The organism is Spirosoma arboris (genome assembly GCF_009754945.1).
Taxonomy (GTDB): Bacteria; Bacteroidota; Bacteroidia; order Cytophagales; family Spirosomataceae; genus Spirosoma; species Spirosoma arboris.
Genome location: NZ_WPIN01000012.1, coordinates 232,235 through 256,541 on the forward strand (window position 1 = coordinate 232,235; position 24,307 = coordinate 256,541).

Genomic DNA, 24,307 nt, shown 5'->3' on the forward strand with positions numbered 1-24,307 from the left:
CGTGCTCCTTGCTCCACGCTATTCCGAACGAAGTGAAGTAACTGGATTAAGCAAAGCCGCTTTTATACTTTGGAAACTGATGGTTAGTAAGGTGATCGCCAGGGCACTTGCACCCGAGGCTGCAAAAATCCACCACGACAACTCCGTTCGATACGTGAAATTCTGTAGCCAGGTATCCAGCGCGTAGTAAGCAATGGGCGAAGCGATAGCAAAAGCGATGATGACTAACAGGACGAAATCTTTCGAAAGCAATCCCCACATGTCCAGCACCGAAGCGCCAAGCACTTTACGGATACCAATTTCTTTGGTGCGTTGCTCGGCCATAAAAGAAGCCAGTCCAAACAAGCCCAGACAGGATATGAAAATGGCAAGGATGGTGAACACGAAAGCCAGATCACTAATTCGCTCTTCTTTAGCAAACTTCCGGGCATACTCCTGATCCGCAAACTTATAATCGAAAGGGGCCGAAGGAACAAGTTTCTTAAAGACAGCTTCCAGGTTGGGGAGTGCCTCTGCTACGCTTACGTTCGGATTCAATCGGATATTGATCCAGTCATAGGCATTCTCCAGAAAGAAAACAGTGGGTATCGTCGGCTCGTAAGGCGATAGGGCTACCATGTCTTTTACGACGCCCAGAATGGTGTAGGCTTTCGGCTTACGCCATTCTGGACCCCAGGTAATCGTCTCGCCAACCGGATTTTGCAGTCTCATTAATTTGGCAAATGATTCGTTGACAATGAAACCCGCAGAATCACTGGCGAATGCTCTGGTAAAGTCTCTGCCTGCGGCAAATTGCCAGCCCACCGTTTTACCATACTCTGTGCTAACCGGCAAGGTACCGCATCCGTTAGGGCAGGCTATATCTGTGCCTTTTCGGGAAAATCCACCATTCCACATGGTGATGTTCGTTACCGCACTCCGCGATTCGGCCACTTCATCTACATAGCCTGTTTTCTTCAATTCATACCTGAGCAGCTCAATTTTACCCTTGAAATCGGCTGTTTGTTCCTTAATCATCAGCAGCCCTTCCCGGCTATAGCCAATCGGGCGATTTTTAGCGTACTGAATTTGTCGGTACACGATTAACGTACTAATAATCAGGGTAACTGAAACCGTAAACTGGACGACGACCAATACTTTTCGGGGCATTGACGCCAACCGACCAGTGCCCAACGCGCCCAGTCCCGAAGTGCCTTTCAGTACCTTGATCGGCTGAAAAGAGGACAAATAAAGAGCCGGATAACTTCCTGCTAAAAAGCCGGTTAGTAGAATAAACCCAAGGATGACCAACCAGAAATACAGGCTGGTTGTGGGAAACACTAGCTGCTTGGCGGCTATATCGTTAAACCAGGGCAATGCCACATTTACCAGGAGTAGCGTGACAATAAACGCGATGGTAATGATCAAAAAAGACTCACTAAAAAACTGACTAACCAACTGAGTACGTAACGAACCTACCGCCTTCCGAATCCCGACTTCCTTCGCTCGTTTCGCCGACCGGGCCGTCGATAAATTCATAAAGTTGATACAGGCCAGCAGCAGAACAAACGCCCCGATCAGGCCAATCAGCCAGACCATCTGTACAGGCCCCAGATCATCGACGTAAAAATTGCCATACAAATGCCATCGACTCATAGGGAGCAGGCTTATTTGCGGATGACTGGCCAACTGATCCTTAACTCGGGCTTTGTCAAGTTTTTTAAGGTTGTTGAGTTCGATATCTTTAATGGCAATCGAAACCTGGTTAATATCGGTTTGCGGCTGAAGCTGAACATAGATCGAGAGAAACCAGTTGTTCCATTGCTGCTCCTTTACCCAGGGATTGACCGAAGTCCACAAATCGAAAGGGGCAAAAAAATTCACCTCATGGAATTCGGTGTTGTGGGGCAAGTCTTCATAAACACCGGTCACCTTCGCATCCATATTACCGTTAATCTTCACGAGCTTATTCAGTGGATCTGTAGTGCCGAAGATCGCCTTAGCCGTCGAGGCCGATAATAAGATGGAATGTGGATCGTTCAGCCCTGCCCAACTGCCTTTGAGCATGTGCAGCGAAAGCATGTCTGGAACTCCACTTTCAATGAATTGTCCTTTCTGGCTAATTTTTATTTCGTCCGTAGCCAGAATATAGTCTTCGGCTTCCCTGGCTATCAAAATGTGTTTGAAGTAGTCTGAGTAATTCGCTTTCAGTTCAGTTGCCAGCGGATAAGGCAATGTGGCATTCGAATATCGTTTCCCATCTTGCCGACCTAGCTCCCTGACCTGGGCAATGCGGTCGTAGTTTTTGTGATAGGTATTAAAGGAAAGTTCATCCCACACCCACAATCCATTTAGCATCGCAACGGCCATACCAATAGCCAACCCGCCAATATTAATAAAGGAGTACGCCTTGTTTCTGGCAAGATTGCGAAAAGCGATTTTTAGATAATTGCGCAGCATTGTTGTATTGGTTGGATTTGGGTACACACTAGATTGTCGTCTAATAATCGAGGGCCGTACATAGGCCAGCACTTCGCGCCAGTAGCGTCGTCGGGCTTTGGCTTCGCCCACCTGCGCTACCCGTAAGGCATACCGTTCATGCAAATCGCCTAGCACCTCTTCCCGCAGATGTGGAGCGCAGAACCAGTTGAGCAGGCAGTCAGCTAAAAAAGGCGGCTTCATAATGTAGTGCCGACCGTCGCGGTCGGGCGTAATACTAGGTCTATTCACCCAACCGTCCCGGTCGGCACTACAATTACTCCGAACGAAGTGAGGTAACCGGGTCCATTAAAGCCGCTTTCACACTCTGAAAACTCACCGTTAGCAAGGTGACCACCAACGCACCCGTGCCCGACGCGACAAAAATCCACCACGAAATCTCCGTATGGTATTTGTATTTCTGGAGCCAGTTATCGAGGTAGTACCAGGCAATGGGTGTGGCAATGCCGAAGGAAATAAAGACCAGCAGCACAAAATCTTTTGAGAGTAAGCCCCACAGGCTGAACACCGATGCGCCTAATACTTTCCGAACGCCAATTTCTTTTGTACGCTGTTCAGCCACGAACGAAGCCAGTCCAAACAGGCCCAGACAGGAGATAAAAATGGCCAGTATAGCGAAGAATGTAGCCAATGTGCCAATGCGCTCTTCGGCAGCAAATTTTTTGGCGTATTCCTGATCGGCAAATTTGTAGTTGAAGGGCGATGCAGGATTATATTTCTGAAAAACAGCCCCAATTTTACTGACTGCTTCACTGGCACTTGTATTGGGGTTCAGCTTAATATTTACAAAATTTCCGCTGAAATTGCCCAGGTAAAAAAGCGTTTGCTTTACAGGCTCATAAGGCGACTCCATCACCATGTCTTTAATGACGCCAATCACTTTATAGGTCAAAAAACCATCCTGGGTTTTTTCTCTGACTATCTGACCCACTGGATTTTTCAAACCCATAAATTTCACAGCGGCTTCATTTAAAACCAGGCCCAATGAATCAGTGGCGAATGCTCTTGAGAAGTCCCGACCTTCTTTAAATTGCCAGCCTACCGTTTTACCAAATTCGTGTGTTACACCAATGACTGCAAAATTGGCGTCCTGATTCGGGTCTTTTCCGGCCCAATCAAAGCCCCCGTTATTATTCCAGACACCCGTCAATGGACTTTCTGACTCGGCCATTTCGACAACTGCCCCCGACTTTATTAGATCGTCGCGAAAGGCGTCGTAATGATTATGAATATCAGCCGTAGTCGTCTGTACGTAAAGCAATCCATTCCGGCTATAGCCAATGGGTCGATTTTTGGCAAATTGAATCTGTCGAAAAACGATGATGGTACCGATGATCAACGCAACGGATACAGTGAACTGGATAACAACCAATACCTGACGAGGAATAGCTGCAAAACGACCTACCCGGAAAGTACCTTTCAGGATTTTAACGGGTTGAAACGACGATAAATAAAAGGCGGGATAACTGCCCGAGATCAGCCCAGTAAGGAAGCAAAAACTGATGCCCAACAGCCAGAATACAGGTGTTGACCAAAGCATGGTCATTTTCTTATCGGCAACGTCGTTGAAAAATGGCAGAATGAGTTGCACTAAAAGCAACGAAATCGCAAAAGAAATGAAAACGACTAACAGCGATTCGCTTAAAAACTGACCAATTAACTGACTACGAATTGACCCGACTGCTTTGCGAATACCAACCTCTTTAGCCCGTTTTTCGGAACGAGCCGTACTCAGGTTCATGAAATTGATGCAGGCCAGCAGCAGAACAAACGCCCCGATAATCCCAAACAACCAAACAAACTGAATCCGACCGCCTACGTTTACGCCGTTTTTAAATTCCGAATACAAATGCCAATTGCTCATTGGCTGGAGGAAAATTTCGGGCTTTTGCTTGGCTTCTTCTTTATCTATATGCTGGAGTTTAGCCTCTTTTATCTTTGCGGATACAGCCTCCATACCGGCTGAATGATCGGCAAGCTGGACAAAGATTTGAAACGAATTATTACTCCACCTATCCTGAGAATTTTTCACCCAGTCGCGGATAGCCACATTCACCTGCCAGGGAACGAGGTAATCAAGGTTATTGAATTGAGTATTATAGGGTAAATCTTCGTAGACGCCCGTAACTTTCACAGCGATTTGATTATCTATTTTCAGCACTTTACCCATTGGATCACCTTCGCCAAAAAAGGCATTAGCCACGGATTCGGAAATCATAATGGAATAAGGCTCTTTCAGCCCCGCCCGTGTGCCTTTGAGCATCTTTAACGAAAGCATGTCAGGGGCGCCTGGTTCGATATAATTACCAGCCTTCCACAATTTCTTATCGCCAACCGATAACGTATGGCCTTCTGTCCAGGAGGATAACAAAACGTGCTTGAACTCACTCCCATAGGTTGTACGCAGTTCGTTGGCTAACGGTAAAGGCACGGAAAGTTGCGTAACAGTTTCACCATTCACATTGTAATGCTGCATGACCGTTGCAATACGGTCGTAATTTTTATGGTATTTGTCAAACGACAGTTCATCATAAATCCAAAGGCCAATCAGCATAGCTATGGCCATACCAACGGCCAGCCCACCAATATTGATGAACGAATACACCTTGTTTCTGACCAGATTTCGAAACGCGATTTTCAAATAATTCCGTAGCATGACTGTATTTGTTGGATTAGGATATGTACCGAAGCGTCGGTGATGCGGCACTCCGACCGCCGGTTGTCGTCTAATAATCGAAGGCCGAACATAGGCCAACACTTCTCGCCAATACCGACGTCGGGCCTTGGCTTCGCCCCATTGGGCTACCTGTAAAGCATAGCGTTCATACAAATCACCGAGCACTTCCTCCCGCAGATGCGGAGCACAAAGCCACTCTATGAACCAGGTAATCCATTTCGGAGCATACTGATGATTCGGCTTTCTCGAGCTTGATTTTTCAGGCTTCATAACTGGCTCAGAGTTATTACTGCCAATCCAGTAATAAATGTGAATCGATGCGCTCCCAGAGTCGGTTTCGAACGGCACGCACATCCTGCAGGATGCGGCCACCTAACGCCGAAACGGTGAACAGGCGCTTCCGGCGTCCTCCCCGCTCGGCGGTAGCTTCGCCCAGAAAGGACGAGACATATCCTTTCTGCTCCAATCGTTGCAGAGCAGCGTGAACTGCACCTGTACTAACCGAATTGCCCGTTTCCCGCTCAAGTTCTTCGGCAATGACAACCGAATATGCTTTGGGGGAAAGTGCGGCTACAGCCAGCAAAACTACCTCCTCAAACTCGCCTAAATCACTGCGTCGCATGAACCGAACGTTTGGCTATTGAACATTAGAATCTGATTTCCTCTATTTCCGTATATCAAATGATCTGCCAAAAGAAAAAAAGGCCTAATCCAGGCTAAAAAGGGCTTTTCTTACGTGCAGAGGCTTATATACATTGTCCGTTTATGGACAAAAAGTGTACGCATCTGGACAGGTTCCGGCATAAAAAAAGGCCGCGTTACAACGCGACCTTTTTCTTATCTGATGGAGATTAAGAACAACTCTTAATTGCCAACCATAAATACTGCATTACTAAACAACAGCTTACCATTGTACCAGAAACCCCGGAATAGCGGATCATCGGCCAGGTACACAATACTACCCCGACCATAGGTCTGAACACCCATGAGCAAGGTATTTTTCAGTTTCTCTTTAGCGTTTTTACCCGAAAAACCAGCTACATAGTTGTCGGTTTTTAAATAGCCAACATTCCAGCCATCTTTCAGGAAATCGAAATTAAAGGCGTTCTGGACAAGTGAGTAATAACCGTTTGTCAGCCCAAAGCCTAGTGGGTGAGTCGTATCGATATTCACCCGATAAATACTGCCGGGTATGTCATCAGAAATAGCTGCCCGCTCCCGGTTAGCGTAGGTTGTGACGGAATCGGCAGCATTCCCCTTTTTAGCTTTATCCTTATCAGCGGGCTTGTCTTCTTTCTCTTTCAGGGCAAAGCCGTCTTTACCGGCCAGAAATGATGCAGCTCGCTCCATAGCAATGAGCTTCCCTCCTGCCCGAACCCATTCTTTGATGGCCGACAGAACTCGCTCATTCAGGAAACGACTGTAATTGTAGTTCGTTGGCAGAATGAGTACGTCGAACTTACTCCACTCAACGTTGCCCAGCGAATTCATGTCCAGCAATGTGATCGGATAATTCAACTCCTGGTCGAAGAAATGCCAGACTTCACCGGCCGAAGGAGGTGGCGTACCATCGCCAAGTACAACAGCCACTTTCGGCGCTTTAAGACCTGTCACATAATCCGAACCAAAATCGGAACCGGTCGTTACAAAGCCTGTTTGCACGCCTACTACATCCGCACCTGCCTGAGTAGCAGCCTGCATTACCAGCGTACCCAGCCGATCACCAACACGCTCATTCCCTGTTCGGGTAATAATTAGTGTGCCAGATGGATACGTTTTACCCTCAACTTCAAATTGCTTTTCAGCGGCTCTTACCCGAATTTTCTGTTTCAGTAAGGACGCCAATGTTTGCACAGCCGGCACCGACTGCCAACGAACGAGGTAGGCATAAGCGGTAGCGGGCAACGTAGCCGCAGCGGGGGCAGTGGGAGCCGTTGATGTAGGTGTCAGGCGAGTGGTAACGCCATAAGTTTGTAAGCCAAACGCGTAGGGTAACGACCAGGCCGTAATGTCATAAGTCGCAGAATCCTCCAGCGCCGAATTTTGCTCGAACAGGATTTTAAGCAGGGTAGATTTAGGCTGATAGGCGCTAATCACAATATCTTCAGCCGCTACCGATACACTTTTATCCGTCTTCTGAGTGGTGTAATTGAACCCACCAGCTACCGTCTGCGCTTTACCTGCATAGCCAAAACTGATTTTGTTACGGTCCAAAAGTTGTTGCAAAGCCTTCAGGCGCCCAGCATCGCCATTTGATTTGATCACGTAGCTCTTATAAGCGCCAATGGGCGTGTTCCGCGATTTGTCAAAGAACTGACCGAATTCCTTCACTATTTCGGCAGGCCGATCGGCTACTGATTCTAGTGTAGCAATACTGGCCGTATAATGGTGATCGATCCGCTGACGAAGGGTAAGCGTATCGCCGTCCGCTTTTTCAATCGCTAAGCCAGCCCGGCCGCTTCCCCCCTGCTCGTAGGTCATCCCAATGGCACCATTATAGGTTGGATACGTGTCGCCATAGCTGGGGTAAAATAAGTCGAAGCGTTCGCGGGTGTAATAGAGCCAGCCACTTTTGTCGAAATAACGGCTGCAGTATTCACCAATCGTTTGCTGGAATTTTCGTTGGTATGGAGTGATATCTTCGTGATACGGCTTGGCAGAAGGCGCAAAATAATAGGGACTTTCAACCCCCATCTCGTGAAAATCGCCGTGCAATTGGGGCATCCATTGCTGATAAAGCGCCATTCGTTGCTGCGTAATTTCCTGCGTTTGCCAGGCCCAGTCGCGGTTAGGATCGAAGAGGTAATGTGTATAACGACCACCGGGCCAGGGCTCGCTATGTTCGCGGGCCGATGGTGTAGGGTTCGGATTACGGCCAAGCATCTGATTATACCAGTTCACATAACGATCGTGGCCATCGGGATTCAAACCGGGGTCAAGAATAACGACTGTCGAATTCATGATTTTCTGCGAAACGGCATCGGATGTATTTAATAACCGATACAACACGTCCATAAACGCTTCGGAGCTAACGGCCTCATTGCCATGAACGTTGTAGCTAAGCCAGGCAATAGGTGGTTGAGCCGCCGATGTTGGGCTTCCCTCCATCAGGCCAATACGCTTTAAGTTGTTGGTCCGAATTTCTTCCAGGCGAGCCATGTTTGCTTCTGACCCAAGCGCCACAACCATGAGCTGGCGACCTTCGTAGGAAGTTCCATAGGGAATTAGTTTAATACGATTGGGTAGCTGCCGGGCTACCTGTTCGGCATAGGCTATTACACGGTGATGGGGGGTAAATCGGTCGCCAATCTTGTAGCCAAGAAACTGGGCGGGTGATAACAAGGTAGTTGATGAAGAGGTAGACGTTTGAGCCAGAGCTGACTCGGTCTGGACGGATAACGACGCGACCGCCAGACCCGCCAGCAATAAAATGTGTTTCATGTATGCGATGAAAAAAATGAGAAAGCTAACCTCCTCAAAAATAGCAGTAAATCGACCACAAACCCTTTTTTTAGAAAAATTTTAGTGGTCAGTGTTGCATTTTAAAAACATCGCCTTACCTTTGCACCACGATTCGCCACCAGGGCAGCCACAAGCCAAACTGATGGGTCTTTTAAACAAGACGGCCGATTCGTCTAGCGGTTAGGACATCGCCCTTTCACGGCGGTAACACGGGTTCGATTCCCGTATCGGTCACTAACAATTGCCACTGCGGTGGAGCAAAAGCCCTGAATCTTCAATGATTCAGGGCTTCTTTGTTTTAACTCAAAAAGTCTGTTTGAGCCAGGTTAATCACCTGCTGAAACGGTGGTTTTAATGAACGAATAGGGAGGCAAATCAACACCCTTGAAGCTTCTGAGAGTAACTAAGGTTTTCCAGGGGTAATTGAAAATAAGTTGATTAAGAGTCCCTTTGACCAGATTCAGTGTAAATCGTACCGTCCTACCGTTATCTGACCAGTCCAATCCATTATTTTGTCGGGTAATCTCCAGACGCTCCTGTTTCAACTTACCCTGTTCGCTGACAGCCCGGATTACATCAAATGAGCTAAGCTCTTTCATGGGCTCGGAGAAGTGAATCACAAAAGTAGCAAGGGTATCTTCAATCGTTTTGTTGGCCAGGTTACAATCGGTGATCAACGGCTTACTAAGATCGGGTTGTCGCAAACCAATCTGTTTAATGAAGATTGGGTATAAGTCCTTGAGTGTCTGTCCTGGTTTACGATAATGATAAAGTGTAGCCAGCTCCCTGTTAAATAAGGAACTGGCGTAAAAGCCACGGGTTTCATTCTGTAGTGCCCAATCGGTATTGACTTTGGCAGTCACGTCTGGGAAATAAGTTTGGGTGTAGAGATCATACACCGCCCAGGTCATATACTCATTAAACGTAGCCAGACTATCCTGCTCATAGCCACTGCCGGTATCCCATTTCTGATTACTAAAGTTAGCCTTCAGCAAAGTCCGGTATTGATCTGTAAGGGGGTTAACAAAGGCATGATCCAATTCGGTAAAGAGCATATGGGTACCAGAAGCAATCGCTTCCTGACTAACCGTACGAACGGCTTTACCGGTCAGCAAAAAATTGGGTAACGTGATAAAATCCGTGCCCACATCCCCTACCATCCGGTGACAGTTCATACGCCCTACCAACGGAGACAAGACAATGGCATAGGAGGTAATTTCCTGACGTTTACCCAATTCTTTTTCTAAGAATTGGAGCATCTCTGGGTAACGTTGCGAGGCTAGATAATCAGTTGCCAGACGTTGATAATAGGGAAGATGATCTTTATAGAATTGTCGAAAACCGGTGACCTTTACAAAGTCGTCGACCAGTTCCAGGTTCTCTTCAAACGGGTTAAAGCCTCGATTTGCCGTAAACGCCAACGTCCTGACCAGATGGCTATCTTTATTAAAATCGAACGCATAGGCATCCGTTCTGAAGCTGAGATAACTTTCCCACTTTTCCCGCGAATAATTCACCTTAGCCAGCAGCGGGTGGCTGGCATACTGGTCAAAGTGCAGCCTCACTTCCTGGTAGTAGGCCGATTGTTGCGACACCTCCCAGGGATCGCTTTTTCCATAGTCGGTAAGGGCTAAAATAATGTTAGCCAGCTCATAGGTTTCGGATAATCTGATGAGTTGATGATCCCTGGTTTCTGCTTTACCGATAAGGCAGGAAGCGGCCAAAATGAGCACAAGTAGGACGGCTGATAATTTTGTCATCAGAGTGGTGATAAAATTTGAGTGTATATATCGGCTACAGGTTTAGCGCTTTCTTTATCACTTCTTTTTTACCTCTGGATATCGGCACTTCTGTACCATTGGTCAGCAGCAGAAAATCGCCAAATTCTTTCTTCCAGCTTTTGATAAAGGCTGTGTTCACTAAATGAGATTGATGACAGCGAATGAAGCTATAGTCCCGGAGAATTTCTTCGTATTCATAAATGGGTTTGCAAACAAGCAAGGCGTCGCCGTCGACTAAAAAGAAGGTTGTATAGTTGTTAGACGATTCACAGCGAATGATCTCACTGGTCTTCACAAATCGGGTTTCCCTAGTGGTCGCCAACGCCAGACGCTGCTCTTCTTTAGAGGGCTGGGTCTTGAGCAGTTGCATCAGATTTTCCAACTGCTGATTCTGGACTTTTAGCTGTCGTTGTTTACTAGCTTTAGCCACCGCTGCCTGCAACTCAGCAATATCTACGGGTTTGAGCAGATAATCTACTGCCGCAAAACGCATCGCCTGAATGGCATACTGATCATAGGCCGTCACAAAGATGATTTCAAAATCGTACTGAGCCAGGCTACGTAACATGGCAAATCCATCCTGATCGGGCATCTGAATGTCCAGAAAGAGCAGGTCTGGTTGATAGGTATACAACCCCACTTTACCCTGTTCGGCACTCAACGCTACAGCGCATACGTCTACCTGTGGACAGTACATTGCTAGCAAGGCCCGAAGGTTGTCCAGGTTATGTTGCTCGTCATCAATCAGAATCGCTTTCATATAAACCAATGCGTAAAAATTAAGGTCACTTCGGTACCAGTGGGCAAGTGGCTGTTGATCGTTAAGCTTATAGGCTGCTCGCTGTTAAGCTCGTTTACTAACTTGATCCGATCGCGGGTAAGTTTTAAGCCAAAGCCATCGGTAGCCTCATGAGTCGCAAAACCGCGTCCGTTATCGGAGATTCTGGTGATTAAGGTGTTGTCTATCTTTTCAAGCTCGATGTTAATCAGGCCTGATTGCTGTAAGGCAGCAACCCCATGTTTGACTGCATTTTCCAGTAAGGGTTGCCATAACAGAGAAGGTACATTGGTCGTATACACATTAACCGATTCATCGACATGGATGGCATATTGGAACCCAAACCGAAGCTGCTCAAGCTTGAGGTATGTATCCATCGTTTGCAATTCTTCGTTGAGAGAGGTTTCCTCCTTACGGCTTAACGAGTCTCGCATCAACCGGGCGAAATCCGACAAATAATCATTGGCCCCTTTGATGTCCTGTCGGTTAATCAGTCCCTGAATCGAGCTCAGGGCGTTGAACACAAAATGAGGATTAAGCTGGGCGTAAAGTGCCTTTAGCTCTAGTTGCAGCTTTTGCCTGTTGGCTGTTTCCTGCTGAGTTTTACGCCGTTGCCGAATCAACAGGTTCACGAATAAGAGGAGCCCCAACACTACAACACCCATAAGAATAGCTATGAGTTTGAACCAGATGGATTGGTACCACGCAGATTCTACGTCAAAACGATATTCGGTTACGTGTTGAGGCTGTACCAAGTACCGTATACGTAGCCGATACTCACCGGGCAAAAAATCTTTAAGCCAGATAAAGCTGTTCGCATACTCGTTACTATGCCATGGATGCATCACCTGGTCGTTGCGGATCAGCTGATATTGAATCTGCTCTTTCGAATAAATATCGGCATTCAGAAAAAAGATCAGATTGGTATTGGTAGCTGGTAAGCGAAGATCTTTGTCCAGGGACTGAGTCAGGCCAGTATCTTTTTCGTTGGCCCAGGGATATTGCAGCTTTTTCAGAAAGGTATCAAAGTTGGCTGAGGTATAGATGTTCGACACACTCGGCCGGATTGATTCCCAGGCTACCATAGACGTCGCGATGATCTGCTGATCACTCGTTTTTCTGACATCTACAATCAACATCTTTCCCAAAGGCGCTTTGTAACCACCCAGATAAGCCATTTGGGGTAACCCCGCGCTTTTGATCAGGGCTGAATCTGTAAAATTAGCGATAGACTTCCACGGCACGATCACGTTTTGAGTGGGATAGTCCATAACCCGGAACTGATAGCTATAGGCATTGGTCCTGTTCACCCCGTGCAGGAAAAATTGCGCTCTGGCGGTATCAAAAGTCGTACGGGCAACCAGGTTGGCAGGCCGTATCTTTTTAAAGGAATTATCCCTGGCTAGGTCATAAAAATAGGCGCTGTTGCCATGCGTTTTCCAGAAAGAGTTGTTCGCCTTGGGTATGGCTAAGATCAACGCCACAGTTGAGACTTTGTCCATAGCTCCAGAAGGGAAACTCTGCGAGTAATCTCCCCAATTGATCTGGGCATAAAGGGGGCTAACTATATGGATGAGGAAAAGAATAACTAAGCTTCCCTTTTTCATGGCGTTTCATCTGTGCCACAAAGGTCTACTCTTCTTTTTATAAATATAGATGAACTGTGAATCCGGTCTCTGTGGCTGTGAATCGTGCTTATTGGGCAGCTAAACAGGAATCAGAAAGGGGCTGCCTGAGCCGCAGGCATCAGATATAACGTGGCCATCGGCACCATGTCTCCACTTTCATCAGGATGTGGTGTTTGTTCTAATAAGGGCGCTTTGACGACAACCACCCGATACGGTATTGACTTACGATCTTCATTGACGATGGCCATCTGATGCTCAGTTCCTACCTGAAAAGTTGGCCCAAAAGCAGTATCAAAATCTACCCAGGCATCCGGAGCAAATTGAGTGGCTGACCGCTGGGAAGTATCCGTATAAAGCATTAATCGTAATAATACTTGTGGCGTTAACAGAGTTGCGTTTCCTTCCTGAACATCCATATGATATAGTTATCACAATACAAGATAAGTAAAACATAAAGTTAATAAAAACCAGTATTATTTCTGATAAAGGGAGACTTTTATTAAAAACGATTTCTTTAAACGCCCATACCCTACAAGGCGGTGGTTGGCATCAAAATAGTCCACTATTTTTGGCGTTCTTCGTAAAACAGGTCAATCTTAATTTGCAGGGCTAGCATGCCTGGATCGACTTTACCTGAGAAATAACTCGTCACCAGGTGTATGGCCTGATGCAGAAGTCGACACTCTTCCAAATCGAAAGTTTGCAATTTTCTTAACGCCTACAATTCCACCGGTGTCTGTTGCTCAATATAGCGAACCGATATAGTTGTATTCCTGGAGTTCAGCTTACGACATCATTTAATTTTTCATCGGATCAACCTAGTACTTTGGGGTCTGCTCGTTGGCAATTGCCTACCCTTACGATCCAGAAGTAGAAGCTAACTGGATAGCCAGCAAAAAGCATAATCAGATAACTTAGTAGCAAAATCCTCTGACAACGTTAACCCGCCTTTACACTGGAGTTTGTTGTGACTAGATAGCAAACTCCAGTGTATTCAGCAGAATGAAGAAGTTAATCAATTCGATTAAACGAGCTTAAATGCTATTGAGTTTGATGACTGGCCGCTGCCTAGTCATATTCGCCAGGTAGACCGATTGGCTCGGTCGTAAGCCACGAACCTATTCGTTCCGTAAGGATTTCACTGGGTTCATCTGGGCCGCCTTCACGCTCTGAAAACTCACCGTTAGCAGCACAACTACTCCCGTTACCAGTAACGATAGCAGAAACATGAGCGGGCTCATCGAAATCTTATAGGCAAAGTTGTTTAGCCAACTTGTCATGACCCACCACCCCAAGGGTGCCGACAGCAAAAAAGCAATGCCAATCAGCCGTACATACTCCCGGCTAAACAGCCACAGAATACTGCTTACACTGGCGCCCAGCACCTTGCGCACGCCAACCTCCTTCCTTCGTTGCAACACCATGAACAAAACCAGGCCATATAAGCCCATACAACCGATAAACAAGGCAAGCCCGGCAAAACAGTTGATCAGCCGACCCATGGTTTGTTCTTGCTGATAAGCCTTCTGGAGTTGCTGTTCCACAAACTCCGGCTCGAAAAAACTATCGGGATAAACCTGATTGTATACCCGCTCTAACTGACTCAACGCCCGACTATAGTTGGCCGAACTCAATTGAATATTGGCCGAATAGAAGCCACTCGCTAACGTAGTCATAAACAATGGGTTTATTCCCTGTTTAAGATCCAGCTGATTGTAATCGGTTAACACCCCGACAATCTCCAGGGGAGCAAACCCCTCTTTGTGCAAGAATCTGCCCAATACTTCTGCCGGGCGGTTAAAGCCCAGTCGGTGCATGAACGTTTCGTTGATAAGTGCTTCACGGGCCGTGTCGGAAGGATGCAGGTTACGTCCGGCTACTAATTTCAGACCATACAGGCCCACATAATCAGCATCAATCCAAGTCTGCTGGGGTGTATACGGCTCTATTTGAGGACGGGTGTCGAAACGTACCCGGGTTTGGCTGGTCATGCCTGACTGGGGAGGTCCACCCAGTGAATAGCTGAATTGGCCTACATCGGGTAGGGTTGTAGCCAGATTCCGGAAAGTACTCAGTTTACTTAAGTCCTGGGTGGGCGTGTTGGGCAGACTCACCGTCAGGATAGCATCCTTTCGAAAGCCCAAATCCTTATTCCGAACATAGCTGAGTTGATAAGCCACCACGACCAATCCGATAATCAGCAGCTGAGAAATAGCGAACTGGGCGGTCACTAGTCCCCGTCTGAGGGAGAACCCGCCTGCCTGCTGTGTAGTGAGCCGTCCGGCTAAGGCAACGACGGGTCGGAATCCCGCTACAACCAAAGCTGGATACAGACCCGCTAGCAGAATGACCGCTACTACCAATAGGGCTATCCACCCGATCACTGATGGTGAAAAGTAAAAGGTAAACCGAAATGGGCCATGCAGGTAGGTATGAACCAGCGTTTGCCCATACCAACATACGCCAGCCGCCAGCACTAAGGCGAGTAGGACAATGAGCGTCGTTTCGCCCATGAATTGCCAGAATAACTGGGCTTTAGTACTGCCCAATACCTTCCGAACACCTACTTCCCGAGCCCGGTTGAGAGCCTGTGCCGTGGCCAGGTTCACAAAATTGATACTAGCCGTACCGACCAGCAACAGGCCGATCAATACCAGTGAAAGCAGCAATTCCCGGCTCACCCCACCATACTCGGGCGATAAGTGCATGTCGCTAAAGGGTACGACAGGGTAAGATGTCTCCTTGATTTGGTTGGGATTGTATTTCTTGACAAATGACAGAAGCTGCCGATTCCAGTCGTTAACAGTGAAACGGTCGTTGAACAGGGCGAAACAGTGTGTACTGCCATTTGTGTTGTTAAACGGTTGATCTTCAGGACGGGTACCGAGCTGGTCTTTAAGTGAGCCCCAGGAAGCCATGATCGAGTACGCCAGATCGGTATCATCCCGGTAGTCCGCAAACACCCCAACTACCCGGGCGGGAATGCGGGCATCGAGTCGGACGACCCGGCCAACGACGCCGGTTGTCGTACCGAAACAATTACGAGCCATCTCGGCGCTCATGACAACCGTACCTGGTTGACTGAGATCATCAGGTCCTCCGGCCAGCCAGCTATAGTCGAAAATGCGGAAATAGGCCGGTTCAACAAAAGCACCCTTATAATTTTTATCCTTGATTTTCTTGTCGTCTCCATTGGCAACGGGTACCACTACCAGCGGTGCATACCACTCATCCAGCATCGCCACCTGGTCAATATCAGGGTAATCGGTATGAATCGCCTGCCCCAATGGATACGGGATGCCCTGAATATTGATATCACCGGTAGGCGACGAAAAGCGGGAGGTAAATTGATAGATTCGGTTGAAATTATGATGGTAGTGGTCCGTTTGGTAATGGTAGCGGACCAGTGCGAAAATAAGCAGTGCACAGCCCATGCCCAGGGCCAGCCCGGTTACATTAATGAAGGCGTAGGCCTGGTTCTTTCGTAGGTTACGCCAGGCAATGAGAAGATAGTTTCGGATCATAGCGGGTTGTAAAGAAAAGTTAGTCTTTGAATCGGGTTGAGAACGGTGGTCTGGCTGGCTAGTTCTGGTTAAGGCAAAAGGACGAATTAGCCGTAAGACGGCCAGCCCATACTGCCAACGGGCGCTTGATACGCCTTTCGTCTGTACCCAATAGGTGTACATCTCCAGCATATCGCCCTGCAATTCGTCTTCGGCTCCTGGTGGACTAAAGCGACTCAGTAGCCAGCTAGCCCAGCGTGGTGGTCTTCCGCCTTTGGTTAAGCGCCCCATAGCTGTAGAACTGGAGTTGGAATCTGCTCCCACAAGTAAGTCCGCAGGTGTCGACACTCGATAAGTGCCTGCTGACCTGCTACCGTTACAGTAAATAGCCGTTTCTGACGGCCTCCCCGCTCGGTGGTTGCTCCACCCATCAGGGAAGAGACGAAGCCTTTTTCCTCTAGCCGTTGCAGAGTGGTGTGGACAGTTGGAAAGCTAATGCTGCGGGCCATTTGCTGGTCAATAGTTTGCGTAATCGAGGCACAATAAGCCGACTTTTGCAGCGCGGCTACGGTCAGCAAGACGATCTCTTCTAACTCACCTAAAAAGGGTCGTTTCATAATCGAAAGCGGTTGAAACTGGGTATCATCTAGATTAGTATAGATTTTGTCGTACAAATACCTTACCAAACTCTTAAAAATTGGCTTGATGGCCTCGCAAGGACTATTTTAGGCCGTTGGTAGATGATAAGCTGTCCATTTCTGGACAACTCAATGTTCAGAAATGGACAGGGCCTGCGGTTTTACCAAGAGGTACAAGCTAATTCCATTGAAGCTACTATGGTTTCTACTCCGTCCGTAAGACTTTGGCGTGGATGGTATTAAAAAATTGAGGGGTTAGTCCGATAAAAGTAGCGATATGTTTCTGGGGTATGCGATTGATCAAATGCGGATACTGCTCCCGAAAGTGAATATATCGCTCTTCCCCACTCATGGACAAGAGTTGCAGGCTTCGTAGGTGTTGACTTACCAGTGACTGCTGATAGGATAGCCGGAAAAACCGCTCAAGGGCAGGCGTTTTTCGCATAAATTCCTCCAGATCAATATGACTGAACTGATAAAGCTCCGAATCCTCAACGGCTACGATGTTGACAAACGAAGGAGCGGAATGGGTCCGACTGTACAAATCGGAAATCCACCAATCCTCGGTTGCGAAATAGAGGTTATGCTCAATCCCACCCGAATCCAGGAAGTATGTTCGCAAACAACCTGAGTTCACATAGTATTCATGATGACAGATGCTACCTGCCGGCAAAAGTGCCTCTTTTCGTTTGAGGCTTTTGATGGAGAACATAGCGCAGAACTGCTCTTCTTCATCTGCCGTTAGAGACGTGTAGCGCCTGATGTTTTCCAAAAGACTGATGACCGACATAACAATAAGAGTACGCGTAAAACCCACAAAAATCGCACTTCCCGCTCGGGTAAAAACTAAGGTACCTTAATTTTTTTCTCCCGAGTATGCCAGAGTTTTGTGAACAAACTCTGTAAGTTCATGATGCGGATAACTGAAGGGCGCCTGGGCTTTGAATCACCTGGCACCCGTTACCCACCGGCCAAAAATAGCTGTCGGGAGGATATAGCACTGGCCCGAGTGCACAAAAGGAGCGCAGGAAACACTGGCCCAAATGACCCGATTTGTTACGAATCAGACGTTGAAATTGGTGTAGCTTCCCGTAAACACAAGCAACTTCTCTAGTATACCCATGACATCCCCTTTAGAATCGAACGAACTAACTGATCGGCAGTCCATTCGGGCCCTGATCGATGCTTATGCTCACCACGCTGATCGCCGGGAAACCCAGCGGCAGGCAGATCTTTTTACAGAAGACGCTAAAATCGAAGTTTATCCGGGTGAACCTGGTCAACACGAGCCAATTACGACTATACAGGGGCACCAGGCATTATTGGCTGGCTTTGCTGACCTGAAAACCTATGATGTAACCCAGCATGTGAATGGTCAGCATACGGTAGTCCTCGAGGGAGACCGGGCAACTGGTGAAGTTTACTGTTTAGCTCATCACATCTGGATAGAGCATGGCCAGCGGATGTTCATGGTTATGGGCATTCGCTATTACGACACGTACGTTCGAACAGCAGGGAGGTGGCTCTTTGCTGAACGAAAGCTCATCATTGATTGGACCGATAAACGCCCCTCCAATCCTTAGTAAACGTACCGATCAAGAGCTACTGGATACCTCCCCAATGATCAGATCGTAGCGTTCTTCACGGAGCAGTTGGCCCCACTGATTTAGTTCAATCGACGTACTTAGCGCAAAGCCTGCTTTTTTGTACATGGAAATAGCCTTTTGCTGCACATCGGTCGTCAACAAATAAACCCGTCTGAACGCTGTTTCTGTACAGTAGGCAAGGGCCGTCTCCAGAAGCTTTTTGCCGATGCCGGTACCTCGAAAAACGGGATGAACCAAAAACCATCGTACTTGAGCTTCATCATTAGGCCGGCTTTGAATCGCAATACAGCCGATGATCTGGTCATGATACAGCGCTAGCCAGATTTTATCTTTATCCGCATTATAATGCTCCAGAAAGTCATAAAACGTCTTAACCACATAGCCTTCAAAGGCCTGCGAATAGCCTTCTTCCTGCGCATACAACACACCATGTAAATAAATTAAGTAGCCAATATCACCCGGCTTCAGCCCTTCCTGGTAGACAACCTGTTGGGCCAGAAGTTGACTGGTATAATTCGTAGAGAACAGATCTTCAATGGTTTTCATCGCATTGACAACCATAGCTCGTTCGGATGGGCTCAACTGGAGAAGAAACTGGTCGATCTGCTCATCGGATTTGGCTTGCAGGACATCCAGTAAAGCACGTCCTGCTTCTGTCAGTTGGATGTCATAAGCCCGACCATCGCTGGCAGAAGCTACTTTGGTCAGTAAGCCTCGGTTTGATAGGAGCTTGATGATTCGACTGAGGTAGCCTTTGTCCAGGTTGAGCTGATCACTTAGCTCCTGAGCAGTTAGCGAATGCCGCTGACCAATCTCGTATAAGACCCGTATTTCTGCTAACGAGTACGAACTTTGCAGAATGTGTTGATTGAGTAGTCCCAGGTGGGATGTGTAGAAGCGGTTGAACGACCGGATTTGTTTTATTTCCCTTTCCATTATGCAAAGCTAGCAATTAGTTGCTTTTGGCAACTAATTGTCAATAAGTTTATCGGCACTAGATGAAATGATGTAAGCCGTTCTCAACGTAGCGAATCAATAATTCAGTTGCAGAACGCTATTCTCACTGATGATGGATATCTAAAAAATGACAATAAATGGCGCATTCGCACGATTAAATTATTCTAATAATTTTTCCAATAAAATACCATATATATAGTACAAAATAAAGAAATAAGTCCTTTATAGCACTCTTAAATAAAGCTATTGTTCAGTTGGTAGCTATAAAATATCTCAGTGGAAAAGAACTGGTAAGCTCGTTCGAGGCTTAAAGATTATGGATAGGTACTGAAACGATGATTAAAGGACTTTTACTGATTTTGATGTTTTACTGGCTTGGGGAGGCAGTCAGTGTGTTAATCAACGGATTTATTCCGGGGAGCGTTATTGGTATGCTTTTCTTGTTTGGCTGCCTAATGCTGAAATGGGTTAAGCCTGGGCAGGTACGCGAAACGGCAAAACTACTGACGGGAAATATGGCCTTGTTTCTAACACCCGCATCGGTGGGGATTATGCTGTATATCCAACCGCTTTTACAAGCTATCGTACCCATTGCTGTGGCAATTGTAGTCAGCACAACATTGACCATTCTGGTCGTAGCCCTTGTTCAACGATTTTTTGAAACAAGAGCAAAACGTAAACAATACGCCAAATGACCCCTATAGCTACTCAATTTAAATCGCTTTTCTCAGGTGAACTAGCCTCCTTATTGCTGGTCCTGGCTACATTCTGGTTCGGTATTTATTTAAACAAGCGTTTTAAGCTTCCTTTACTACAGCCAATCCTGGTTTCCCTTACACTGGTAGTTCTATTTCTGAACTTTTCCGGCATAAGCTATGCAACATTCTTTGCTCAATCCCACTTGTTAACTTTTATGGTTGGCCCTTCGGTAGTGGCCCTGGGCTATGTGCTGTTTGAGCAGATAGAAAACTTTAAAGGGCATATTGGCTCTATTCTGCTCAGCGTTTTGGTTGGCTGTATTGTGGCAATTGTCAGTGTCGTGCTAACGGCAAAAGCATTGGAGGCCGATTCAGTGCTGTTAGCCTCCTTAGCGCCTAAATCGGCCACTATGCCCATTGCGGTACAACTATCAAAAAACGCGGGTGGCGTACCTGAATTAACGATTGCGTTCCTTGTACTCAGCGGTCTGTACGGTGGCCTAATTGGTCCATCGATTCTACGGCTAGCTGGCGTAAAGAGTAAATTAGCGATTGGGCTGTCGTTGGGGGCAGCCTCCCACGCCATAGGCACAGCTCGCGCGCTGGAATTAGGCGCTATTGAAGGGGCGGCCAGTGGATTAGCCATTGGGATAATGGGCATCCTTACGGCATTGGTACTACCCCTGCTAGAGAGACTACTCTATTAAAGTACAAGGGTTAGCGTGCAGGCCCAATCTCCTAAGAGGAGAAATATACCACTTTTGCCATCTTTTCCACCGTCTTTAAAGTTAAACCTACTCCCTGTATAGTAGGTCTGATGACCCCTTGTGACTGGTTGTAGCTTTGATTCATCAATCGAACCAAAAACCAAAAACAACTTTATCTCAGTCATGAAAACGGCTTATCTGGTTATCCTCTTCACTGTTTCTGCTACCCTTTGCCTTTCCTCGTGCAGCAAAAAGTCCGACGATGTAATGCCTGCTCAAACCACAACTGCACCTGTAACTGTTCAGACAACACCTACTCAATCAACTACTCAGACTGCGGCTGGATTTCAGGTCAAAGTAGATGGGTATCTCTATACGCCTGACTTTAATTATGCCCTCACTACCTCTCCGGGCGATAATGACTACTTCGGCGTATATGGACTCGACAGTAAAACGGGAAATTTGGTGGCGCTGCTCTTACCCAAAACGGTGGGCGTGGGGACTACTCCCATTAACACGGTCAATATGGGGATTATGACGGTGAACCAATATGATTTCTCGACCCGCAATGGGGGCACGGGAACGGTGACGATTACCAAAAAGACGGCCACCAACGTGATTGGCACGTTTAGTTTTACGGCTTATGATGCTTCGGGCACGCTCAAAAGCAATTTAACGGAAGGCAGTTTCAACGTGGCTTTTAAGTAACCGACTTGAGGTTAGCCTTTTAATAGAGATTACCCCATAGAAACGGTCGAACTGAATCGACTCTTTCTATGGGGTAATTTGCTTATACCGGGGAGGGGCCAATTAGGCATCATTCGAACAGGGACGAAGAGCCTAAAACTAGCCACTAATAGATTGCCTTCTTATTAGGTTAACGTGCTATTTTAGGGAATATTGCTTGAATAGAAATTTAGTTAAATAATTGATTAACAGATAGTTATTTTAAAATTACTTGATTTATATTCGCGGCTCGATCATGAGATTTTTGCGCACAGCCAGCATAAGTAGGCAGAACGTTTAAGCGAAAATTCGTCTATTGATCAGCATCTACGATTCATTCTTTAAGCATAGCAGATGAGTAACGCGACAGAACAACAAGAACGAGAATTCCTGGCGGAGGTCAAGGAAAAACTTACATTGGCTATCAAACGTATCGATGACGCTGTAAGGCAATTTTCCGATGAGCTCAGAGAGAAAAAGCAATATATTCATGAACACCAGTCAGGTATGGATGAAGCCGATATGGTGGCTGCGGACCAATCTATTAACCGGATGGCGTTTACAGGTGGAGCAGCCGTAGCCAGAAAACATAAGCTACTTAAGCTTGGGCAATCCCCGTACTTTGGCCGCATTGATTTCATCAACAGGGATAATGAGCGGTCGATTGTGTACATCGGCATCTACGCCTTCGCCGACCAGGGGCAGCGTACGAATTTGATCTATGATTGGCGAGCGCCGATTTCTTCCATGTTCTATGACTTCGAGCTGGGCGAAGCGTCCTATCCAACACCTTCTGGAATAGTTCATGGCAACATTGCCTTGAAACGTCAATACAAAATCAGAGATGGCCACCTGGAGTTCATGATCGAAAACGACGTGAACATTCATGACGACGTTCTTCAGAAAGAGCTTGCCAACTCGTCGGACGACAAGATGAAGAACATTGTCGCTACCATTCAACGGGATCAGAATGCCGTTATCCGGAACGAAACGGCTTCGGTAATGGTCATCCAGGGCGTGGCTGGCTCGGGTAAAACATCGATTGCTTTACATCGAATTGCCTTCCTGTTATACCGCTTCAGAGATACCATCGCGGCAAAAGACATTCTCATTATTTCTCCCAACAAAGTATTCGCTGATTACATTTCCAACGTCCTGCCCGAACTGGGGGAGGAACACATCCCGGAAATGGGCATGGATGAACTGGCCAGGGACTTACTTGAAAAGAAATACAAGTTCCAGACGTTCTTCGAGCAGGTGTCAACCTTACTGGATGGAAAAGACCTGGCTTTTATCGAACGCATCCGCTTCAAATCCTCGGCTGACTTTCTCAGCAAGCTGAATCAATACCTGCTTTATATTGAGAATAACTACTTCAGGGTTAGCCAGCTCCAGGTTGGCCAAACCCTGGTTCCTGCCTCATTTATTCGTGAAAAGTTCATGGCCTACCACCGGGCTCCTATCTTAAAACGATTTCCGCTGGTGGTCAAAGATGTTCAGTCGTATGTAAGCCTTAAAACAGGTCAAAAGCTTAGCGGGCAGCAGAAAACAAAAATCTGGGAAGCCATTCCTCGCATGTTTACGTTTAACAATGTACTAGACCTTTACACGGATTTTTACCGCTGGCTTGGTAAACCTGAGCTTTTCAAGATCGACCACCGCCTGATAGTAGAATACGCCGATGTGTTTGCCCTGATTTACTTCCGCATACGGCTGGAAGGCCTCACCACCTATAATCATGTTAAGCACTTGCTGGTGGACGAGATGCAGGATTATACACCCGTCCACTATGCCGTCTTGTCAAGATTGTTCCTTTGCCGAAAGACTATTTTGGGCGATGTAAGCCAGACCGTTAATCCCTACAGCGCTTCATCAGCCGAAATGATTGAGGGCGTGTTTCCTCAGGCCGACGTGATCAGACTTTATCGAAGCTACCGATCAACCTTAGAAATTACGGCCTTTGCGCAGCGCATCATACCCAACCCTAATATTATCCCGATGGAAAGGCATGGTCAGGAACCTACAGTGACTCGCTATAACAACAGCAATCAGGAATTAGAAGCCATTAACCAACTGATTACAACGTTTCAGGAATCACAAAATAGATCACTTGGCATCATCTGCAAAACAACCCGACAGGCAGCCGATACGTATGATGCGCTCAAAGCGCCAGGCGTTCATTTGCTCACCAGCGAGTCGGCGGACTTTGAAGAAGGCGTTATCGTCACGACGGCGCACTTGGCGAAAGGCCTTGAATTTGATGAGGTCATTGTGCCCTTTGCTTCGGCCGATACGTATAGAACAGAGGCCGATAAGCAAATGCTCTATATCGCCTGCACACGAGCGATGCATCTCCTAAGGGTGACTTATTCTGGCGAGCTCACCGAATTTTTGTCGGCATAAAGGAAAACCTAACGGGAAGAGGGATCAGATGAATCCTTCTTGTGTGAAAAAAGACTATAGCTTACTCAACAACATAGTGGCCAAGTTACAACGTCAGCGAGAGAAGTGCCTCGGTAACCACTCTAAATTATATATTCATTTGCTTACAGAATTGTACAGTGGAGTAGAAATAGAGAAAGTCTATTTTTATATAACTGGTAGGCATTTTTCTGCTTAGATAGTTGCGGAATAAGGTTTCAAATTGACCATTTTATTACTTAAATA

18 protein-coding genes and 1 tRNA gene are annotated in these 24,307 nt (G+C 46.9%); 7 read left to right on the forward strand and 12 right to left on the reverse strand.

Annotated features, from left to right (window positions below):
• Nucleotides 1-18 precede the first annotated feature (18 nt).
• The 4 genes from GO755_RS27445 to GO755_RS27460 form a co-directional block, all read right to left on the reverse strand.
• Nucleotides 19-2,661: an ABC transporter permease gene (locus GO755_RS27445; protein ID WP_157588536.1), complete on the reverse strand. Its 2,643-nt coding sequence runs from the start codon at nt 2,659-2,661 to the stop codon at nt 19-21.
• 73 nt (nt 2,662-2,734) lie between these two features.
• On the reverse strand, nt 2,735-5,425 hold the full coding sequence (locus tag GO755_RS27450) for an ABC transporter permease (RefSeq protein ID WP_198174951.1): 2,691 nt from the start codon (nt 5,423-5,425) through the stop codon (nt 2,735-2,737).
• A gap of 16 nt (nt 5,426-5,441) precedes the next feature.
• A complete protein-coding gene (locus tag GO755_RS27455) occupies nt 5,442-5,777 on the reverse strand; it encodes a PadR family transcriptional regulator (RefSeq protein ID WP_111340480.1) in 336 nt (111 codons plus the stop codon).
• 242 nt (nt 5,778-6,019) lie between these two features.
• Nucleotides 6,020-8,596 (reverse strand): M14 family metallopeptidase, encoded by a 2,577-nt coding sequence (locus tag GO755_RS27460; RefSeq protein ID WP_157588506.1) that lies wholly within the window; start codon nt 8,594-8,596, stop codon nt 6,020-6,022.
• Nucleotides 8,597-8,779: 183 nt separating this feature from the next.
• On the opposite strand from GO755_RS27460, the gene GO755_RS27465 reads away from it, so the two are divergent.
• Nucleotides 8,780-8,851, forward strand: a tRNA-Glu gene (locus GO755_RS27465).
• A gap of 92 nt (nt 8,852-8,943) precedes the next feature.
• Here the strand turns inward: GO755_RS27465 and GO755_RS27470 are convergent.
• From GO755_RS27470 to GO755_RS27500, 7 genes are all read right to left on the reverse strand, one after another.
• Nucleotides 8,944-10,377: a DUF4932 domain-containing protein gene (locus GO755_RS27470; RefSeq protein WP_157588507.1), complete on the reverse strand. Its 1,434-nt coding sequence runs from the start codon at nt 10,375-10,377 to the stop codon at nt 8,944-8,946.
• Between the two features lie 34 nt (nt 10,378-10,411).
• Nucleotides 10,412-11,158, reverse strand: a complete 747-nt coding sequence (locus GO755_RS27475; RefSeq protein WP_157588508.1) for a LytR/AlgR family response regulator transcription factor — start codon at nt 11,156-11,158, stop codon at nt 10,412-10,414.
• Nucleotides 11,155-12,783, reverse strand: coding sequence for a sensor histidine kinase (locus GO755_RS27480; RefSeq protein ID WP_157588509.1), 1,629 nt, complete (start codon nt 12,781-12,783; stop codon nt 11,155-11,157). Before GO755_RS27480 ends, GO755_RS27475 begins: the two co-directional genes overlap by 4 nt.
• A gap of 110 nt (nt 12,784-12,893) precedes the next feature.
• Entirely contained in the window at nt 12,894-13,220 is a 327-nt protein-coding gene (locus tag GO755_RS27485; protein ID WP_157588510.1) for a hypothetical protein, read from the reverse strand.
• Between the two features lie 702 nt (nt 13,221-13,922).
• Entirely contained in the window at nt 13,923-16,598 is a 2,676-nt protein-coding gene (locus tag GO755_RS27490; RefSeq protein ID WP_227687104.1) for an FtsX-like permease family protein, read from the reverse strand.
• Nucleotides 16,586-16,924 carry a PadR family transcriptional regulator gene (locus GO755_RS27495; protein WP_157588511.1) on the reverse strand — a complete coding sequence of 113 codons (339 nt, stop codon included), beginning with the start codon at nt 16,922-16,924 and terminating at the stop codon, nt 16,586-16,588. The genes GO755_RS27490 and GO755_RS27495 overlap by 13 nt, the downstream gene beginning before the upstream one ends.
• Nucleotides 16,925-17,150: 226 nt before the next feature.
• Nucleotides 17,151-17,735, reverse strand: a complete 585-nt coding sequence (locus tag GO755_RS27500; protein WP_157588512.1) for a Crp/Fnr family transcriptional regulator — start codon at nt 17,733-17,735, stop codon at nt 17,151-17,153.
• A gap of 120 nt (nt 17,736-17,855) precedes the next feature.
• Here GO755_RS27500 and GO755_RS27505 point away from each other — a divergent pair, with 120 nt between their 5' ends.
• Both GO755_RS27505 and GO755_RS27510 read left to right on the forward strand, forming a co-directional pair.
• The gene (locus GO755_RS27505; RefSeq protein WP_157588513.1) at nt 17,856-18,059 is read left to right on the forward strand and encodes a hypothetical protein; all 204 of its coding nucleotides are present in this window, start codon (nt 17,856-17,858) and stop codon (nt 18,057-18,059) included.
• A gap of 7 nt (nt 18,060-18,066) precedes the next feature.
• Complete coding sequence (locus GO755_RS27510; RefSeq protein WP_157588514.1) at nt 18,067-18,528, forward strand: nuclear transport factor 2 family protein; 462 nt, start codon at nt 18,067-18,069, stop codon at nt 18,526-18,528.
• Between the two features lie 12 nt (nt 18,529-18,540).
• Here GO755_RS27510 and GO755_RS27515 read toward each other — a convergent pair whose 3' ends face one another.
• Nucleotides 18,541-19,488 (reverse strand): bifunctional helix-turn-helix transcriptional regulator/GNAT family N-acetyltransferase, encoded by a 948-nt coding sequence (locus tag GO755_RS27515; RefSeq protein ID WP_157588515.1) that lies wholly within the window; start codon nt 19,486-19,488, stop codon nt 18,541-18,543.
• A 356-nt stretch (nt 19,489-19,844) separates the two neighbouring features.
• Between GO755_RS27515 and GO755_RS27520 the strand changes: the two genes are divergently transcribed.
• The 4 genes from GO755_RS27520 to GO755_RS27535 all read left to right on the forward strand — a co-directional run bounded on the left by GO755_RS27520 (nt 19,845) and on the right by GO755_RS27535 (nt 24,043).
• Entirely contained in the window at nt 19,845-20,204 is a 360-nt protein-coding gene (locus GO755_RS27520; protein WP_157588516.1) for a CidA/LrgA family protein, read from the forward strand.
• Nucleotides 20,201-20,914: an LrgB family protein gene (locus GO755_RS27525; protein ID WP_157588517.1), complete on the forward strand. Its 714-nt coding sequence runs from the start codon at nt 20,201-20,203 to the stop codon at nt 20,912-20,914. Before GO755_RS27520 ends, GO755_RS27525 begins: the two co-directional genes overlap by 4 nt.
• A gap of 183 nt (nt 20,915-21,097) precedes the next feature.
• The gene (locus tag GO755_RS27530) at nt 21,098-21,622 is read left to right on the forward strand and encodes a DUF6252 family protein (RefSeq protein WP_157588518.1); all 525 of its coding nucleotides are present in this window, start codon (nt 21,098-21,100) and stop codon (nt 21,620-21,622) included.
• Nucleotides 21,623-21,994: 372 nt separating this feature from the next.
• Complete coding sequence (locus GO755_RS27535) at nt 21,995-24,043, forward strand: HelD family protein (protein ID WP_157588519.1); 2,049 nt, start codon at nt 21,995-21,997, stop codon at nt 24,041-24,043.
• The last annotated feature ends 264 nt before the right edge of the window (nt 24,044-24,307 follow it).

Bases quoted from the DNA above. Each gene is read 5' to 3' on its own strand.
- GO755_RS27495 (WP_157588511.1), bottom strand. From the start codon at position 16,924: ATGAAACGACCCTTTTTAGGTGAGTTAGAAGAGATCGTCTTGCTGACC.
- GO755_RS27450 (WP_198174951.1), bottom strand. From the start codon at position 5,425: ATGAAGCCTGAAAAATCAAGCTCGAGAAAGCCGAATCATCAGTATGCT.
- GO755_RS27460 (WP_157588506.1), bottom strand. From the start codon at position 8,596: ATGAAACACATTTTATTGCTGGCGGGTCTGGCGGTCGCGTCGTTATCC.
- GO755_RS27515 (WP_157588515.1), bottom strand. From the start codon at position 19,488: ATGGAAAGGGAAATAAAACAAATCCGGTCGTTCAACCGCTTCTACACA.
- GO755_RS27445 (WP_157588536.1), bottom strand. From the start codon at position 2,661: ATGAAGCCGCCTTTTTTAGCTGACTGCCTGCTCAACTGGTTCTGCGCT.
- GO755_RS27535 (WP_157588519.1), top strand. From the start codon at position 21,995: ATGAGTAACGCGACAGAACAACAAGAACGAGAATTCCTGGCGGAGGTC.
- GO755_RS27485 (WP_157588510.1), bottom strand. From the start codon at position 13,220: ATGGATGTTCAGGAAGGAAACGCAACTCTGTTAACGCCACAAGTATTA.
- GO755_RS27530 (WP_157588518.1), top strand. From the start codon at position 21,098: ATGAAAACGGCTTATCTGGTTATCCTCTTCACTGTTTCTGCTACCCTT.
- GO755_RS27470 (WP_157588507.1), bottom strand. From the start codon at position 10,377: ATGACAAAATTATCAGCCGTCCTACTTGTGCTCATTTTGGCCGCTTCC.
- GO755_RS27455 (WP_111340480.1), bottom strand. From the start codon at position 5,777: ATGCGACGCAGTGATTTAGGCGAGTTTGAGGAGGTAGTTTTGCTGGCT.
- GO755_RS27500 (WP_157588512.1), bottom strand. From the start codon at position 17,735: ATGTCGGTCATCAGTCTTTTGGAAAACATCAGGCGCTACACGTCTCTA.
- GO755_RS27525 (WP_157588517.1), top strand. From the start codon at position 20,201: ATGACCCCTATAGCTACTCAATTTAAATCGCTTTTCTCAGGTGAACTA.
- GO755_RS27475 (WP_157588508.1), bottom strand. From the start codon at position 11,158: ATGAAAGCGATTCTGATTGATGACGAGCAACATAACCTGGACAACCTT.
- GO755_RS27480 (WP_157588509.1), bottom strand. From the start codon at position 12,783: ATGAAAAAGGGAAGCTTAGTTATTCTTTTCCTCATCCATATAGTTAGC.
- GO755_RS27505 (WP_157588513.1), top strand. From the start codon at position 17,856: ATGATGCGGATAACTGAAGGGCGCCTGGGCTTTGAATCACCTGGCACC.
- GO755_RS27490 (WP_227687104.1), bottom strand. From the start codon at position 16,598: ATGGGGCGCTTAACCAAAGGCGGAAGACCACCACGCTGGGCTAGCTGG.
- GO755_RS27510 (WP_157588514.1), top strand. From the start codon at position 18,067: ATGACATCCCCTTTAGAATCGAACGAACTAACTGATCGGCAGTCCATT.
- GO755_RS27520 (WP_157588516.1), top strand. From the start codon at position 19,845: ATGATTAAAGGACTTTTACTGATTTTGATGTTTTACTGGCTTGGGGAG.